Below are 15,969 nucleotides of genomic sequence, written 5' to 3'. Positions count from 1 at the left end.
ACTTGAATAGCTGACGCATGACGCAACGCCCTTTCAAACAAGTGGATGTCTTCACCGACACGCCCTACCGGGGCAACCCACTGGCGGTGGTCTTGGACGGCAGCGGCCTCTCCACCGAGGCCATGCAGCACTTCACCAACTGGACCAACCTGTCGGAGGCCACTTTTTTACTGCCGCCAACGCCCGAGGGCGAGGCAGCCGGGGCCGACTACCGGGTGCGCATTTTCTGCCCCGGGCGGGAGTTGCCCTTTGCCGGTCACCCCACGCTCGGCAGTTGCCACGCCTGGCTGGAGGCAGGGGGTCAGCCCAAGATTGAAGGGTTGATCGTGCAAGAGTGTGGCGCCGGCTTGATCCGATTGAAGCGCGATGGCGTCGCTGGCAAGCAACAACTGGCCTTTGCAGCGCCAGCGCTAAAGCGCAGCGGCCCGTTGGACGAGGCCGACGTGGCCCTCATCGCCAAAGGCCTAGGGGTGACGCGCAGCGACATCCTGCACCACGCCTGGTGCGACAACGGTCCGGGTTGGCGCGCGGTGATGCTCTCATCTGCCGCCCTGGTGCTGGCGCTAAAGCCCGACGCTGCCGTGCTCGCCGGCCTGGACATTGGCGTGGTGGGCGCGCACCCGGCGGGACACGACTGCGCCTTTGAAGTGCGTGCTTTTTTCCCCGGCAACAACGGCCTGGTGGAAGACCCGGTGACCGGCAGCCTGAACGCGGCCCTGGCCCAATGGCTGATCGGCGCGGGGCTTGCACCCAGCACCTACCTCGCCGCCCAAGGCTCGGCCTTGGCCCGCGCTGGCCGCGTGCACATCACCCGCCAAGACACCGATATCTGGGTCGGCGGGGCCAGCGTGACCTGCGTGGATGGACGGGTCACGCTGTAGACGTCACACTTGGGGCTGTCTTTTTTCTCGCATGAACCTTCCATGAAGCAACGCTCCTACAAACAAGTGGATGTATTCACCGCCGTGCCCTACCTGGGCAACCCGTTGGCGGTGGTACTTGACGGCTCGGATTTGAGCGACGCCGAAATGCAGCACTTTGCGCACTGGATCAACTTGTCAGAGACCACGTTCCTGACACCTCCCAGCCCGGAGGCTGCCGCCCGGGGCGCGGACTACCAGGTTCGCATCTTCACACCCACCATCGAGCTGCCCTTTGCCGGCCACCCCACATTGGGCAGTTGCCACGCCTGGCTACAGGCCGGTGGCACGCCCCAACACAGCGACAGCATCGTGCAGGAGTGCCGGGTTGGTCTGGTCAAAATTCGCCGCGACGGCACCCGCCTGGCATTTGCCGCGCCACCGCTCACCCGCAGTGACCCCGCCCCCGCCTTGCTGGCGCGGGTGGCTGCCGCGCTGGGCCTTAAAACCCACCAGATTCTGGCAGCCCAAGTGCTGGACAACGGCCCGGTTTTTTTAGGCCTGTTGCTGGATTCGCCGCAGACCGTGCTGGAACTGACCCCCAACCACCTTTCCCTCAAGAATTTAGGGCAAAAAGTGGGGGTGGCCTGCATAGAACAAGCGCAATCAGCTAGCAACTTGATAGCGCGCTCCAACCGGGAGGCCCGCGCCTTTGGTCCGCGCAGTGAGGCCTTGGAAGCCTCGATGGAGGTGCGCGCCTTTGCCGCCGCCATGGGCGTGAACGAAGACCCCGTGACCGGCAGCCTGAACGCGGCCTTGGCCCAGTGGCTGATCGCCGACGGGCATGCGCCCAGCACCTATCTGGCCTCGCAAGGCAGCTGCCTGGGCCGCGACGGCCAGGTCCACATTGAGCAGGATGCTCAAGGCCAAATCTGGGTCGGCGGCAACTCGGTGACCTGTGTTGAAGGCCAAGCCAACCTTTGACGCCTGTTGACAACGCTTCAAAATTCATAGCTGGCGTCGCTGCCGTGACAAGGGCCCCAAGGTCTTTTGATCTAAAGTTCGGGCATGGGAAATCTCTATCTAGTACGCCACGGTCAAGCCTCTCTCGGTGCAGCCGATTACGACCAACTTAGCCCGCTGGGCGTGCGCCAAAGCCATCAGCTGGGCCAGTATTTCAAGCAAAAAAATCTGCACTTTGAGGCCGTGCTGACCGGCACCTTGCGCCGCCACGCCCAGACATATGAAGGTATCTTGGCTGGCATGGCGGAAGCGGCTGACCCCGGCGCCCCACTCGCCAAGGTACTCACCTGGCCCGGGCTCAACGAATACGACAGTGATGCGATCATGGCCTGCGTGCCGCGCGCCGAGCCGCTGCCCCACCCCAGCACTGCCGAGGGTTACCGCCAGCACTTTCGCCTGTTGCGAGACGGCCTGAAGCTGTGGATGCAGGGAGAGTCGAGCCCGCGCGGCATGCCAAGCTGGATCGACTTTCAGAACGGCGTGACCAGTGCGCTGGACCATGTGCGTGCGAATTGCCAGGGCAATGTGTTGCTGGTCTCCAGCGGCGGCCCCATTTCCACTGCGATCAGCCACCTGCTGGAGGCGCCGGCGACGACCACCATCGACCTCAACATGCGCATTCGCAACAGCGCCGTGAGCGAGTTGATCTTCACCCGCTCGCGCCACGCCCTGCTCACCTTCAACACCTTGCCGCATCTGGACCATCCGGACTATGCCGATTGGGTGACCTCCGCTTGATGGCTGGGGGCTGAACGCCCTCTCGCGACCCACCGCTTCTAACGGCACATCAAGCGCACGGCGGTCGCCTGCGCTTCGGCCTGATAATCGCACTCTCCTCACTGCGGGAAACCCCTTTGCGATTGAAATACAAATTTGTCACGCTGGCCTTGGTGCCCCTGCTGGCATCACTGCTGTTGATCGCCGCGGCCTTGGTGTCCGAGCAGGACAGCTTGGCGGAGCGCAGACGCCTTCAACTTCGCACCGCCATCATGGCGATCAAGCAGGATGAGTTGCGCCACTACGTGGCACTGGCCATGAGCACCGTCAGCCCTCTGTACAACCAGGGGCGCGACGACGATGACATCAAAAAGCAGGTGATGCAACAACTGGCCCACCTGGACTACGGCCCTGACGGCTATTTCTTCCTCTACAACATGACGGGCACCAACCTCATGCACCCGCGCCAACCGGAACTGGTCGGCAAAAACCTCATCGAAGTGCGCGACGCCCATGGAGAGCCCACCGTCCGCATGCTGCTCGAACGCGCCCGAACCGGCGGTGGCTTCGTGGTTTATCACTGGTTGCGCCCTTCCACGCAGGTCGCGGCACCCAAGCTGGGCTATGTGACGGTACTGGAGCGCTGGGGCTGGATGATTGGCACCGGTATGTACCTGGATGATATTGACGCGGCCATGGTTCAGCTTGACGTTGAGCTGGAGCGCAACGTCCACGCGACGCTGCTTTGGATTGCGGGCGCCGGAGGACTGGGAGTGGCCCTGATATTCGGCGCGACGATGGTGTTCCGATTCACCGAGCGCCGCGTGAGCGACGCCAAGTTGAAGCTGCTCGCTCGCAAGGTGGTGAGCTCGCAGGAAGAAGAACGGGCTTACCTGTCGAGAGAGCTGCATGACGGCACCGGGCAGACCCTGGTGGTGATCAAACTGCTGGTGGAGTCCGCACTGGATCGCATGGAGGGCGACAATGAGGCCGTTCGGTCCCCGCTGACACGGGCACTGGATCGCCTGAAAGAAGCCTTGCTGGAAGTTCGCGGCATGTCACACCGCTTGCGTCCCGTCATGCTGGACACCCTGGGCTTGCCCGCCGCCTTGCAAAGCCTGGGCGAGGAAACTTGTCGGCCCGCCAACATCACGTTCACCATGGAAACGCAAGGACCCGTGCCCGACTTGCCAGACGATGTGAAAACCATGCTGTTTCGCATCACGCAGGAGGCGATGGCCAACACCCTCAAGCATGCGGCCAGCCATCATATTGATCTCCGTCTTTCTTTCAGTCCGCAAGCCCTGCTTCTCAGCATCGAAGACGATGGATGCGGATTCAACGAAGAGTCGGTTCGCGAACATCCTCACCGGGGCATCGGCCTTCGCAATATGCGTGAGCGCATTGAAACCATTGGGGGCGAGCTCACGGTGTACTCCAAGCCGGGGCGCACCTGCATCACGGCCGTCCTGCCGACACGGGCGATCAAGAATTTCAACGCCCCTGCCTAACCGAGATCCACGCCATGATTCGACTCCTGCTGGTAGACGACCACCCCCTTGTTCGCGACGGCCTGAAAGCCAGACTGGCCAGCGAATCCGACATCACCGTGGTGGGCGAAGCCGGCAATGCCGCCGAGGCACTAAGCGCGCTGGAAAGCTGTACCCCCACGCTGGCGCTGATGGATATTGGCATGAAGGATATCAATGGCATTGAACTGGCCGCGATGTTGCTCGAACGGGCCCCCCAATTGGCCGTGCTCATGCTCAGCATGTATGACAGTGTCGAATACGCCCAACGCGCGCTTCAGGCCGGCGCCCGCGGCTATGTGCTGAAAGACGCCCCTGCGTCAGAAATACTCACGGCCCTGCGTACCGTGGCCAATGGCGGCACCTACCTGGGCGTCGACATGGCGCAGCGACTTTTCAAGGCGCCGGCGCCCCGCAGCAGTTTATCCGTTCGCGAGCAAGACATCCTGGCGTTCCTGGCCAACGGCCAGTCCAGCAAGCATATTGCGCGCGCCTTGGACCTGAGCGTGCGTACCGTGGAAGCACACCGGCAAAACATCCGCCGAAAACTCGACCTTGAAACACAGGCCGACCTCATCAAATATGCGGTCGAGCACGCCAGCCGGCATCGTGGTACGCCCTACCCCAATCGTTGAATTCAGGGTTTTCCAGTACGTAACGCCACGCAACGCCACTACGTAGTGGAACGCTGGCGGGCGCACCGCCCACGGCGCAAACTCCTGTCCTGCAGACCAACTAACGCCCTGCAGGGCACGGAGACAACGATGACAAGCCTTTACGCAAAACTCACCCTGAGCGCCGTCGCGCTCGCCGCTTCTGCCACCTTCGCGCTGGCCGCTGAACCCATCAAAATTGGCGTAGCAGGTCCATTCACAGGGGGTTCGTCCTCCATGGGCGTCAGCATGCGCGATGGCGTTCGCATGGCCACTGATGAGATCAACAAGGCCGGCGGCGTGCTGGGCCGCCAGATTCTGCTGGTTGAGCGGGACGATGAAGCCAAAAATGAGCGGGGCGTGCAGATTGCTCAAGAGCTGATCAACAAGGAAAAGGTCGCGGCCACCGTGGGCTACATCAATACCGGCGTGGCACTGGCTTCACAACGTTTTTACCAGGAAGCCAAAATTCCCGTCATGAACAATGTGGCCACCGGGTCGCAAGTCACGCATCAGTTTGATGACCAGCCGGAGAACTACATTTTCCGCAATGCCGCGCACGACAGCATCCAGGCGCCGATGATTGTGGAAGAAGCCGTGACTCGTCGCGGATTCAAGAAAGTGGCGATCCTGGCCGACTCCACCAACTACGGCCAACTCGGTCGTGCTGACCTGGAGAAGGCGCTGGACATCAAAGGCATCAAGGCGGTTGCCATTGAAAAGTTCAACATCAAGGATGTGGACATGACGCCCCAGCTTCTCAAGGCCAAAGAAGCCGGTGCAGAGGTTGTTTTGACCTATGCCATTGGCCCTGAGTTGGCGCAAATTGCAAACGGCATGACCAAGCTGGGTTGGAAAGTCCCCATGATCGGCAGCTGGACCTTGTCAATGGCCAACTTCATCGACAACGCCGGCCCCGGCGGTGAGGGCGCGCGCATGCCCCAGACCTTCATTCAGGAGCCCACCACACCCAAGCGCCAGTCCTTCATCGTCAGTTACTTGAAAACGTTCAACCCCAAGAACAGCCGGATCGACTCCCCCGTTTCTGCCGCTCAAGGCTATGACTCCGTATACCTGCTGGCAGCCGCCATCAAACAAGCCGGCTCTACAGACGGTCCCAAGATCAAGGCCGCCCTGGAAGACTTGAAATCGCCAGTTGAAGGCGTTGTGACGACCTACAACAAACCCTTTACGGCCAAGGACCATGAAGCGATTACCGCCAACATTCCTGTGTTTGGTGAAGTCAAAGGCCAGCGCGTGGTCTATGCCTACCCAGATGACCAGAAGAAGGCGTCTGAGGTTCGCGTGAAAGATGTCAACGCCAAGGGCGCGTTAGTCGTCAAGAAGTAAGAAAAAAGCCGTCCAGGCTTTTGAGTACGTTGCCGGCATCCATGCCGGCAACGGTTTTTCGCGCGTGCCGCGACTGACGGAATCCCAGGAATTCACCATGCAAATATTTACCCAACTCGTGTTCAGCGGGATCGCATTAGGCATGATCTATGCCGTCATTGCGTTCGGCTACCAATTGACCTTTGCGACCTCCGATACCTTGAACTTTGGCCAAGGAGACGCCCTGATGCTGGGCGCCCTGGTCGGTCTGACATTGGTGGGGCTAGGGGTGAACTACTGGGTCATGATCCCCCTCGTTTGCATCTTTGGTGCGCTTCAGGGCGCTTTCGTTGAGCGCATTGGCGTTCGACCAGCCATCAAGATGAAGTCAGAGTTCGGCTGGATCATGTCGACCATCGCGTTGGGCATCATCTTCAAAAACGTGGCCGAGAATGTTTGGGGTCGCGACGACATGAAGTTCCCCAGTCCCCTGCCCGAGTCCCCCCTGCACTTTCTCGGCGCCAACGTGCTGCCAATGGAAATTTTGGTGGTTTTTGGCGCTTTGGCCATGATGCTGGCAGTCGAGGTGTTCAACCGGCGCTCCATCTACGGCAAGGCGGTGGTGGCCACCTTCAATGACCGCGATGCGGCCAAGTTGATGGGCATCAACACCGCATTGGTCATCACTTTCTCCTATTCCCTGTCGTCCATGACGGCGGCCTTCGCAGGGGTGCTGATTGCCCCGCTCACACTGACCGGCGCGACCATGGGGTCCGTTCTGGGCTTGAAAGCTTTTGCTGTGGCCATCATTGGTGGACTCACCAGTGGCATGGGCATCGTCGTAGGTGGCTTGATCCTCGGAATCGCGGAGACCACCACGGGCTTCTATCTGTCCACGGGCTACAAAGATGTACCCGGCCTCCTTTTGCTGCTGGTGGTGCTTGCGGTGAAGCCAGCCGGCCTCTTCGGCAAATCTGCCATCAAGAAAGTCTGAGCATGAAGCCCAAACACACACTCCTCGCAGTCGCGGGCATTGCCGCGCTCATGTTGTTTCCAGTTGCATTCCACAACCCGTACTACATTCACCTGCTCGAAACCATCATGATCTACGCGATCGTGCTGTTCGGGCTCGATATTGTGGTTGGCTACACCGGCCAGGTCTCGCTGGGGCACGCCGGCCTGTTTGGGATCGGCGCCTACACCGCCGGTGTACTGGTCTTCAAATTGGGGGCCAGTTTGTGGGTCACGTTGCCTGCCTCCATCGCCGTCACGGCCGCCTTTGGTGCCTTGCTGGCACTACCGGCGCTGCGGGTGACCGGCCCCTATCTGGCCATGGTCACGCTGGCATTTGGCACGATCATCCAGATTCTGATCAACGAGATGAGTTTCCTGACCGAAGGCCCCTTGGGCATCACGCTGGCTAAGCCGATGCTGTTTGGTGTGAAGCTGGGCGAACGCGAGTTCTTCTGGGTCGTGGCCGTCATGCTGATCCTGTCTCTGATTTTCGTGCACCGGGTTCTGCGCTCGCATCTGGGGCGGGCTTTTGAAGCACTGCGCGGCAGCCCGGTGGCCTCTGACTGCATGGGAGTTTCGGTCTACCGCTACAAGGTTTACGCCTTTGTGATCAGTGCCGGCTTGGCTGGCCTGGCCGGCTCGCTGTATGCCTATTCAGAGCAGTACATCTCGCCCAACACCTACAACTTCGAACTCACGGTCATGTTCCTGCTCGCCGTCATCATGGGTGGTCGCAAGACACGATCAGGGGCCATGCTGGGGGCGGCCATTGTGGTGCTGCTGCCCAAGCTCCTGGACGATATTGAGATGTTCCGCTGGTTCGCTGTGTTGCTGGCAGTGGCCGTGCTGGTGGGCGCCATCGTCGCGTTGAAACGGGGCAAAGCCAGCCCCAAGACGGCCGCCATTCCCGTGGTGGGCACTATTGCGCTGGCGGCCCTGTCCTTCCAGTTGCAAACCATGACGGATTGGCGACTCTCCATCTTCGGCTTGATTACCCTTTTTGTCGTTTACTACCTGCAGGATGGCATCGTGGGTTTCCTGCGCATTGCACTCAATATCCGGTCCAACCCCACCGACGACGCCGAAAGTGAAGACACTGCGGCATTGCCGGCAACCCATGGCGCACTGACGGTCGCCAAGGGCGGCAGCGACGAGTTGTTGCGCGCCAGCGGCATCTTGATGCAGTTTGGTGGACTGAAGGCGCTCAACGACGTGGACCTCGTCGTCAAACGCGGCACGATTCACGGCTTGATCGGCCCCAACGGCTCCGGCAAGAGCACGATGATGAACGTCCTGACAGGCATTTATATGCCGACCGCCGGAACCGTCATGTTTGCGGATGCATCCCTGGTCGGTCGCACCTCATCCGACATTGCCTTGTCCGGCGTCGCCCGCACCTTCCAGAACGTCCAGTTGTTTGGGGAAATGACCACCCTGCAAAACGTCATGGTTGGCCTGCACCACACGTTCAACAGCAATTTGGTAGACGTTGCCCTGCATTTGCCAAGGTACAAACGGGAAAACCGCCTCGCTACCGCGCGCGGAATGGCCCTTCTTGAGTTTGTGGGGCTTGCTTCACTGGCGCATGAAGAGGCTCGCAACCTGCCCTACGGCAAGCAGCGGTTGCTGGAAATTGCCCGGGCATTGGCGCTTGACCCGCAGTTGTTGCTGCTGGACGAGCCCGCAGCCGGACTCACAGCGCCGGACATCAAGGAGCTGGTCACCATCATTCGCAAGATCCGCGAGCATGGTGTGACCGTGATTCTCATTGAGCACCACATGGACGTGGTCATGAGCATGTGCGACACCGTGTCGGTGTTGGACTTTGGCCAGAAGATCGCAGAAGGCTTGCCCGCCCAAGTGCAGGCAGACCCAAAAGTCATCGAGGCCTACCTGGGTGGCGAAGCGGCAGCGCCCGCCCACTGAGCGAACCCGAAGGATCAACCCATGTTAAATATCGAAAACCTGTCCGCCGGCTACGGCAAAGTGCAAGTCTTGCACGGCATCTCCATGACGGTTCCCCGTGGCAAAGTGGTCACACTGATTGGCTCCAACGGCGCGGGAAAAACCACGACCATGCGGGCCATCAGCGGCATGATTGCCCCCACGGGCGGTGCCATCAGTCTGAACGAAAAGCGAATTGACGGCATGGAGTCGTATCACATTGCCAAACTGGGCTTGGCTCACTCGCCAGAGGGTCGCCGAGTTTTCGCAACGATGACAGTGACCGACAACCTGACGCTGGGCGCCTTCCCTCGTTTGACCGGCAGCCGGCCCAGAGGCGATGTGGCGGCTGACCTTGAACGGGCGCTGGAGTTATTTCCCCGGTTGAAAGAGCGCAGAACCCAATTGGCTGGCACCCTGTCCGGCGGCGAGCAACAAATGCTGGCCATGGCGCGGGCGGTGATGCTCAACCCCGATGTCATTTTGCTGGATGAGCCGTCCATGGGGCTGGCCCCCATCCTCGTCGAAGAGGTGTTTCGCATCATTGCGCGACTGAAATCAGAAGGCGTGACGATGTTGCTCGTCGAGCAGTTTGCCGCGGCTGCCCTGGCCGTAGCAGATTACGGTTACGTGCTGGAAAACGGCGTGATCTCGGTTCACGGGCCAGCGGCGCAGTTGCGGGATGACCCGGCCGTGAGGGCTGCCTACCTGGGTGGCGGGCACTGAGGTCACTCTGCCTCAGTCGATGTCGTTGCCGCCTGACCAACAAAAAAAGCACCCGAGGGTGCTTTTTTTCTCAATGCCTGGCCGCGAGGGCCAAGGAATTGATTACTTCTGTGCGACCTTACCGGCAGCTTTCACAGCTTGCTCAGTGGCAGCAGTGAAGTTGCTTTCAGCAGTTGTCATGGCTTGCTTGACGGCCTTTTGGGCTGTTTCCATGGCGTTTTGGCTGGTGCTCAAAGCATTTTTGAATGCAGCCACAGCGGCTTCGGAGCCAGCAGGTGCGTTCTTGGTCAGGTTTTCCATGGCTTTGGTGAAAGTAGTCTGGGCTTCAGCCACTTTCGACTCAAATGCTTTGCTCAGATCGGAGCCGGTGTCGGTGCCGATGGCTTGCACGTGACGGCCGTAAGCGACAGTCTTCTCAGCCAAAGGCTGAACCAGGCTGGCTTGCAGGTCCAGGAATTCTTTGGGGTCTTTGGCAGCCAGCACGGCTTGTGCGTGGGCAAAAGAATCACCCAACAGGGCTTTGGAAGCAGCCATGTTCAGCTCAATCATCTTCTCAAAACCTTCGTAGGCTTTGGTGGACAGACCCTGGAAAGCTTCCAGGTTAGCTTGTTGGGTAGCGGCGAGTTGTTCTGGTTTGAAGTTCATCATGATGAGTTCCTTAAGTGTGACAGTTTCTGCGGCGCAACCCCTTCCGGGTATTTATGTTGCAGTGCAGCATAGAACGAATTATAGGAAAAACCCGAGATGATGCAAGCTTTTTGTTGCACTGCAACAATTTATTGCAATTCAGCCACCTTCAGCGCAGCGCCCCGCCATGCTTAGCGCAGCAGAATCAGCGCCGTCCCCACCACGGTTAGCCCGGAGCCTACCCAGGCACCGGCGGCTGGTGCCCGTCTCAGTCGCCACCACAAAAGCGGCAGCACCAGCACCGGAGACACCGAAGACAGAATGGCGACCATACCGACATCGCCTTTTTGCAGGGCGGTAAGAATCATCGTCATGCCCACACCCATGGCAATGAAGCCATTGACCCCCGTCTGCACGGCAATGCGCGGCGTCAAGGGGTTGTGCGCCTTGGAAGCCTGAAAGCCCGCCCACAACAAACAGAAGTGTGCAAGGCAAGCCACCGTGACCCGCAGTGCCGAGGCGCTCACCGGGTCCACGGCGGGGCCCATCATGGGTTTGGCAATCAAGGAGCCCAGCGCCTGACACAGGGCCGCCACCAGGCCGAGTACCACGCCGGTGCCCACACTCCCCTGATCTGACTCCCAGGCGTGCTGCTCTTCCTTGCGCCGGCCCAGCACAATGGCGGCCATGACACCAATCACCGTCAAGGCGGCGCCCCAGGCGGCTTGCGGGCTCATGTGTTCATTCAGCAACCAGATGCCGAGCAAAGCGCTGAACACCGCGTGCGTGGCAAACAGCACCCCGGCACGTCGGGGGCCGAGCCGGTTCATGGCGGCAAACAAGGCGGTGTCGCCTACAAAAATGCCAATCAGGCCACTGATGGCCATCACGCCCCATATCTCGTTGTCCAGCGAACGCCAGCCACCGCTCAGCAGCGACACCGACCACAACATGACCGCCACCATCAACATGCGCCAGCGTGAAAAAGCAAACGCCCCCAAATGGCGCGCCGGGGTGACCGACATGATGCTGCCCACCGCCCAGCATGCGGCCGCACCCAGGGCCAATAAATCAAAAGGAGCCAACATGAAGACCGCGGCGAGTTATGGCGGCGAAAAGTCAGGCGCTGCGACCAGCGTGCTCAAGGGCAACTGGTGCACCTGCGCTAGCAGTCGGGCCAACCCCAAGCCTGCGGCGTCGACCAGTGCCTGACCCTTGTCTCCCGTGGCCGCTGCGGCGTTGCCCACGGCTCCGGCGGGGTTGTAGTCCTGCGTTTGCCAACCGAGCTTGGCGCTTTTGCCATTGCCCAAAATATCAAACTGCGACGCCCGGGCTTGTGAGGTGGAGTAAAAGTGGCGGGCTTTGGTCATGTCCACATGGGCCGGGTCCAGCGCCAGCATCATGGAGGTTTCCACGTCGCCGGCATGAATGCCAAAGCGATGCTCCTCGGCACTGAACAACTCATTCACATTGCCGCCCTGGGCATTCACCAGTGGCAGATTGAACCAGCTCACGCTGTACACCAGCATGTCCAGCCGCGCCCGCAGATCACGCGCCACGATGTCCATCACGCTGACCTGCCCGCCGTGGGCGTTGAACAGCACCAGCTTCTTCACGCCTGCTGCGGCCACGCATTCGCCAATCTCGGTCCACAGGCGAACCAGCGTGTCGGACTTGAGGGTGAGCGTGCCGGGAAAGCGCGCATGCTCCGGGCTGAAGCCCACGGCTTGGGTGGGCAGAAACAGCACGTCCAGTTCTGGCGCCAAGTGCGGCAGCGCCGCGCTCACCACGCCGTCGACCAGTACCGTGTCCACACTCAGGGGCAGGTGAGGCCCATGTTGCTCGGTCGCGGCCACAGGCAGCACCGCCACAGTGTTGGCAGCCGCACCGCTGGCGATGCGGTCGGAGAACTCAAGGGTGCTGAGGTTGGCCCAGAATCGGGAAGAAGTGGTCATACCGCTATCTTAGAGTGTGTTAACTCCGATGCCCCTGATGCCTCAACGTGGCTTGCACAAAGGCAAGTCCAAGGGTTTGTCCATTTCGCTGTCCCGACGGACCCCATTCAGGCCAGCGCTAATGAGCAAGCATCAACATGACCTGGCGCCAACGGCCGTCGCTCCCTTCGTCGGCCACCGTCCCACTGGCAAACCGCACCTCACGTTGATCGCTCGCGGGCAAGCGCAAAAGCAAGGTGCTCTGCGTTGGTGGCTGCACACCCAACCTTGCGACGTCAATTTGCAGGTGATCGGACGCGCAATTCACCTTCAACCACCATTGGCCATAGACACCATCGCGGCAGAAGGATGATTGACCATCGTCCTCAAAGCAAGTGCTCTCAAATTGTCCCGTACCTTGAAAAGGGAATATCTGAAAGCCACGAACATCTTCGACCTGTCCAAAATGGATACTGCCCAAATTCAAAGGAACCGCACATCCCTCACGGGCCAGCAGGGGCGGCGGACCATCCAGCGGAGTCTGCAGCGTAACGTACTGACCCGCAGGCCAATAGCGCCCAGTGTGCCACTCGACCCAAGAACCCGAACCCGGCAACCAAACTTTGCGCTGAATCTGTCCCGGATCAACCACCGCTGCGACAAGCAAATTCGACCCAAGAAGCATGTCATCGTTCTCTTCCAAGCAGATGCAGTCGTCTGGAAAATCATGGTAGGTTGGACGGATGATGGGCTCAAAAAGTCTGTGGTAGCGCCACACCAAGTCGTACAAGTAAGGTATGAGCCGATACCGCAGCTTGATCAAATCACGGATTTGCGGCGTTGCAGAGGGGTACATCCAGGGCTCGTTCACGCTCCGGTCGTCATTCCAAGAGTGGATGCTGAACCGCGGCAAGAAGATGCCGTACTGAATCCATCGCACTAGCAGCTCGGGCCCAGGAGCGGGGCCCGAAAATCCTCCAATATCGTGCCCTGTATTGGACACGCCGGACATCGCCAAACCCAACCCCATGCGGATGTTGTAGCGCAACGTTTCCCAGGCCGTGTAATTGTCCCCTGACCACGTCTGCACATAGCGCTGCATGCCCGCGCAACCAGAGCGCGACACAAGATAGGGCCGCTTGTCTGGCAAAAATTCGGTCTGTGCGGCGTGTGAGGCCTGCATCATAAGTAGAGTCTGAAGTGGGCGGGCCTCGCGGGCAGGGCGCCCTGCGCCAAAACCGTGGATTCGAGCCTGATCACTCCATATTTCATATTCGTTGTTGTCATTCCAGGTGCTCGGGATACCCATCTTCAAAAGCTGCTCCGTGACCTGTTGCTTCCACCAGACAATGGTGGCGGGGTTGGTGAAATCAAGGTAGGCGCCAGTGCCGTCCCAGAATTGCACGGCCGTGGGCTGTCCGTCGGGGTCTTGCACCAGCAGACCGGCCTGACTGACTTCCTCGAATCGCGGGTGATCGCTCAGCAAGGCTGGTTTGATATTGGGCACCAAACGCACCCCTTGGTCGAGATAGCTCTGAACAAAGATTTCTGGTTCAGGAAACTTGTCGCGATTCCAGTGAAACACATAGCGGCCTAAGCCGATCGAGGTATATCCTGACGAAAGGTGAAAGGAGTCGCATGGGATGTCATGCTCAAAACAACGGGATAGGAATTCCCCCATTAGCTCCTGGGCATTTGGTGCGTCGGTGTAGCTCATGGTCGACCCCGAGTACCCCAGCGCATAACGTGGGGGAAAAATAGGACGCCCGGTTAGCCAGGTGTAGCGACGGGTGATGGCGGCCGGATTCTCCCCGGCGATATAGTACAAATCAAGATCGCCATGGTCGGCCACAAAATAGCGGTAGTGCCCATGGTAGTTGTCCATTTCGCGGCCCATGTCGAAACTGCAGTCCGACAAGGTGTCATAGAACAAGCCGTAGCAAAGTCCGGCGTCTGCTTCGTTGCCCTTTCGAGTGATGTAGAACGGTATATGCTTGTACAGAGGGTCCGTGCTTCGCGCGCTGTAGCCCATGGGGTCAAGGTTACACATGCGATAGCGTTGCCCGGCTCGGTTAGCGTCGCCAGCGCGTTCTCCGAGGCCAAAATATGACTCACCTCGATCGCGCTGGAGGTAGTGATAGACCCGCTCGTCCCACCACCCAAAGTTGTAGCTCTGAGTGGATCGATCAACTGCTGTCGCTTGCCACTGGCCGTTAAACCGACTTTCCCAGCTACAAAAAAACCCGTCAAGAACGATGCTCAAACGAACCGCTCCGGTAATAACCTGAAGTTGCCCCCCCCCTTGCCTGAGTTCGTATGCAGGCAATGAGAATCCACTGAGGTCGAACCTGTCGCGCCCTTCGATAGGAAGATCATCCAAACCGGGCGCAACTGTCCAGGTTCGGGGCATTTGCAACTGACCGCGCGGGAGAACCAGCACCCGAACGATATCTTCTTCAAGCACCCAGATATGGGCGATTGCCCCCAACGGGGCACTCAGGACAAGGTGATTTCCACTGTGCGAATGCAGGGAGAATACGGGAGCATGGTCTAGGCGCATGTCGTCATCTGGATGGTGGTTGGATTGGGGCGATTTAGAGGCGCAGGCCATCTTGATCAAAGTAGTGCAGGCAGTCAACCGGGGCCGTAAGTCCAACTGTTTCCCCTGGCTTGATTGAGGTCTGCCCACTCAAAATCACTTCAAACGGCGCATCGGAAACGACGTTGCCATGGAGGATGCTGGTACTGCCGAGTTGTTCAATCTGCAACACCGTCATCTTAAGCAGGCCGTCCTCAGACAATTGAGCGTGCTCGGGCCGAATACCCACAGTCTTGGCCCCTGGTTTGGCCTGGCTCAACTGAGTTGCGGGCACGAAGTTCATGCGCGGGCTGCCGATAAAACCCGCCACAAATTGGTTGCGAGGTCGGTTGTACAACTCCAGGGGGGTACCAACTTGCTCGATACGACCAGCACGCAGCACGACGATTTTGTCGGCCATCGTCATGGCCTCTACTTGGTCATGGGTGACATAGACCATCGTGGCGCCCAATCGGGCGTGCAGGTCACGAATCTCTGCGCGCATGGAAACGCGTAGCTCTGCATCCAAGTTGGACAAGGGTTCGTCAAAGAGAAACAACTTGGGCTCTCGCACGATTGATCGGCCGATGGCCACACGTTGTCGCTGCCCGCCGGACAACTGAGTCGGTTTGCGATGCAATAGCGGCGTCAGCTGCAACATCGTGGCAGCCGCGTTTACTTTGCTGGCAATAACCGCCTTGGCCACGCCTAAGTTTTCAAGACCGAAGGCCATGTTGTCATATACGCTCATGTGTGGATAAAGCGCGTAGGACTGAAACACCATAGAACAGCCTCGGTGGGCTGCGCTCACGTCGTTGACCCGCTGACCATCTATCCGAATGTCCCCGCTGGTGGCCGGCTCAAGACCAGAGATGATGCGTAGCAGCGTGGACTTCCCACAGCCGGAGGGCCCGACAAACACCACGAATTCACCGTTCGAAACGGTCAAATCCACGCCATGGATGATGGTGGTTTTGTCAAACGACTTGATGACATTGGAGAGTTCAAGAGTTGCCATGTGAGATATTTAAGGTG

General features: G+C 59.5%; 14 protein-coding genes. 9 read left to right on the top strand and 5 right to left on the bottom strand.

The annotated features are described in order from the left end of the window. Positions 1-17 precede the first annotated feature (17 nt). The 9 genes from J8G15_RS17905 to J8G15_RS17865 all read left to right on the top strand — a co-directional run bounded on the left by J8G15_RS17905 (position 18) and on the right by J8G15_RS17865 (position 9,795). A complete protein-coding gene (locus J8G15_RS17905; protein WP_210543876.1) occupies positions 18-881 on the top strand; it encodes a PhzF family phenazine biosynthesis protein in 864 nt (287 codons plus the stop codon). Positions 882-923: 42 nt separating this feature from the next. After that, on the top strand, positions 924-1,844 hold the full coding sequence (locus tag J8G15_RS17900) for a PhzF family phenazine biosynthesis protein (protein WP_210543874.1): 921 nt from the start codon (positions 924-926) through the stop codon (positions 1,842-1,844). An 84-nt stretch (positions 1,845-1,928) separates the two neighbouring features. After that, entirely contained in the window at positions 1,929-2,621 is a 693-nt protein-coding gene (locus J8G15_RS17895) for a histidine phosphatase family protein (RefSeq protein WP_210543872.1), read from the top strand. 116 nt (positions 2,622-2,737) lie between these two features. Next, positions 2,738-4,111 carry a cache domain-containing protein gene (locus tag J8G15_RS17890; RefSeq protein WP_210543870.1) on the top strand — a complete coding sequence of 458 codons (1,374 nt, stop codon included), beginning with the start codon at positions 2,738-2,740 and terminating at the stop codon, positions 4,109-4,111. 14 nt (positions 4,112-4,125) lie between these two features. Beyond that, a complete protein-coding gene (locus J8G15_RS17885; protein ID WP_210543868.1) occupies positions 4,126-4,764 on the top strand; it encodes a response regulator transcription factor in 639 nt (212 codons plus the stop codon). Positions 4,765-4,893: 129 nt separating this feature from the next. Then, positions 4,894-6,132 carry an ABC transporter substrate-binding protein gene (locus J8G15_RS17880; protein ID WP_210543865.1) on the top strand — a complete coding sequence of 413 codons (1,239 nt, stop codon included), beginning with the start codon at positions 4,894-4,896 and terminating at the stop codon, positions 6,130-6,132. Positions 6,133-6,229: 97 nt separating this feature from the next. Beyond that, the gene (locus tag J8G15_RS17875; protein WP_210543863.1) at positions 6,230-7,105 is read left to right on the top strand and encodes a branched-chain amino acid ABC transporter permease; all 876 of its coding nucleotides are present in this window, start codon (positions 6,230-6,232) and stop codon (positions 7,103-7,105) included. Between the two features lie 2 nt (positions 7,106-7,107). Further along, the gene (locus J8G15_RS17870; protein WP_210543862.1) at positions 7,108-9,051 is read left to right on the top strand and encodes an ATP-binding cassette domain-containing protein; all 1,944 of its coding nucleotides are present in this window, start codon (positions 7,108-7,110) and stop codon (positions 9,049-9,051) included. A 21-nt stretch (positions 9,052-9,072) separates the two neighbouring features. Then, positions 9,073-9,795, top strand: coding sequence for an ABC transporter ATP-binding protein (locus tag J8G15_RS17865; RefSeq protein ID WP_210543860.1), 723 nt, complete (start codon positions 9,073-9,075; stop codon positions 9,793-9,795). 102 nt (positions 9,796-9,897) lie between these two features. Here J8G15_RS17865 and J8G15_RS17860 read toward each other — a convergent pair whose 3' ends face one another. The 5 genes from J8G15_RS17860 to J8G15_RS17840 form a co-directional block, all read right to left on the bottom strand. Further along, a complete protein-coding gene (locus J8G15_RS17860; RefSeq protein WP_210547654.1) occupies positions 9,898-10,440 on the bottom strand; it encodes a phasin family protein in 543 nt (180 codons plus the stop codon). Positions 10,441-10,613: 173 nt separating this feature from the next. Next, positions 10,614-11,510 carry a DMT family transporter gene (locus tag J8G15_RS17855; RefSeq protein ID WP_210543858.1) on the bottom strand — a complete coding sequence of 299 codons (897 nt, stop codon included), beginning with the start codon at positions 11,508-11,510 and terminating at the stop codon, positions 10,614-10,616. 15 nt (positions 11,511-11,525) lie between these two features. Then, the gene (locus J8G15_RS17850; protein WP_210543856.1) at positions 11,526-12,377 is read right to left on the bottom strand and encodes a creatininase family protein; all 852 of its coding nucleotides are present in this window, start codon (positions 12,375-12,377) and stop codon (positions 11,526-11,528) included. A gap of 118 nt (positions 12,378-12,495) precedes the next feature. Then, a complete protein-coding gene (locus J8G15_RS17845; protein WP_210543855.1) occupies positions 12,496-14,916 on the bottom strand; it encodes a TIM-barrel domain-containing protein in 2,421 nt (806 codons plus the stop codon). A gap of 34 nt (positions 14,917-14,950) precedes the next feature. Continuing rightward, positions 14,951-15,952 carry an ABC transporter ATP-binding protein gene (locus J8G15_RS17840; protein WP_210543854.1) on the bottom strand — a complete coding sequence of 334 codons (1,002 nt, stop codon included), beginning with the start codon at positions 15,950-15,952 and terminating at the stop codon, positions 14,951-14,953. Between the last annotated feature and the right edge of the window lie 17 nt (positions 15,953-15,969).

Origin of the sequence: Rhodoferax sp. PAMC 29310, from assembly GCF_017948265.1 — a bacterium.
Classification (GTDB): Bacteria; Pseudomonadota; Gammaproteobacteria; order Burkholderiales; family Burkholderiaceae_C; genus Rhodoferax.
The sequence above is the reverse complement of the archived record's forward strand: the minus strand, read 5'-3'. Positions and strand labels throughout refer to the sequence as shown.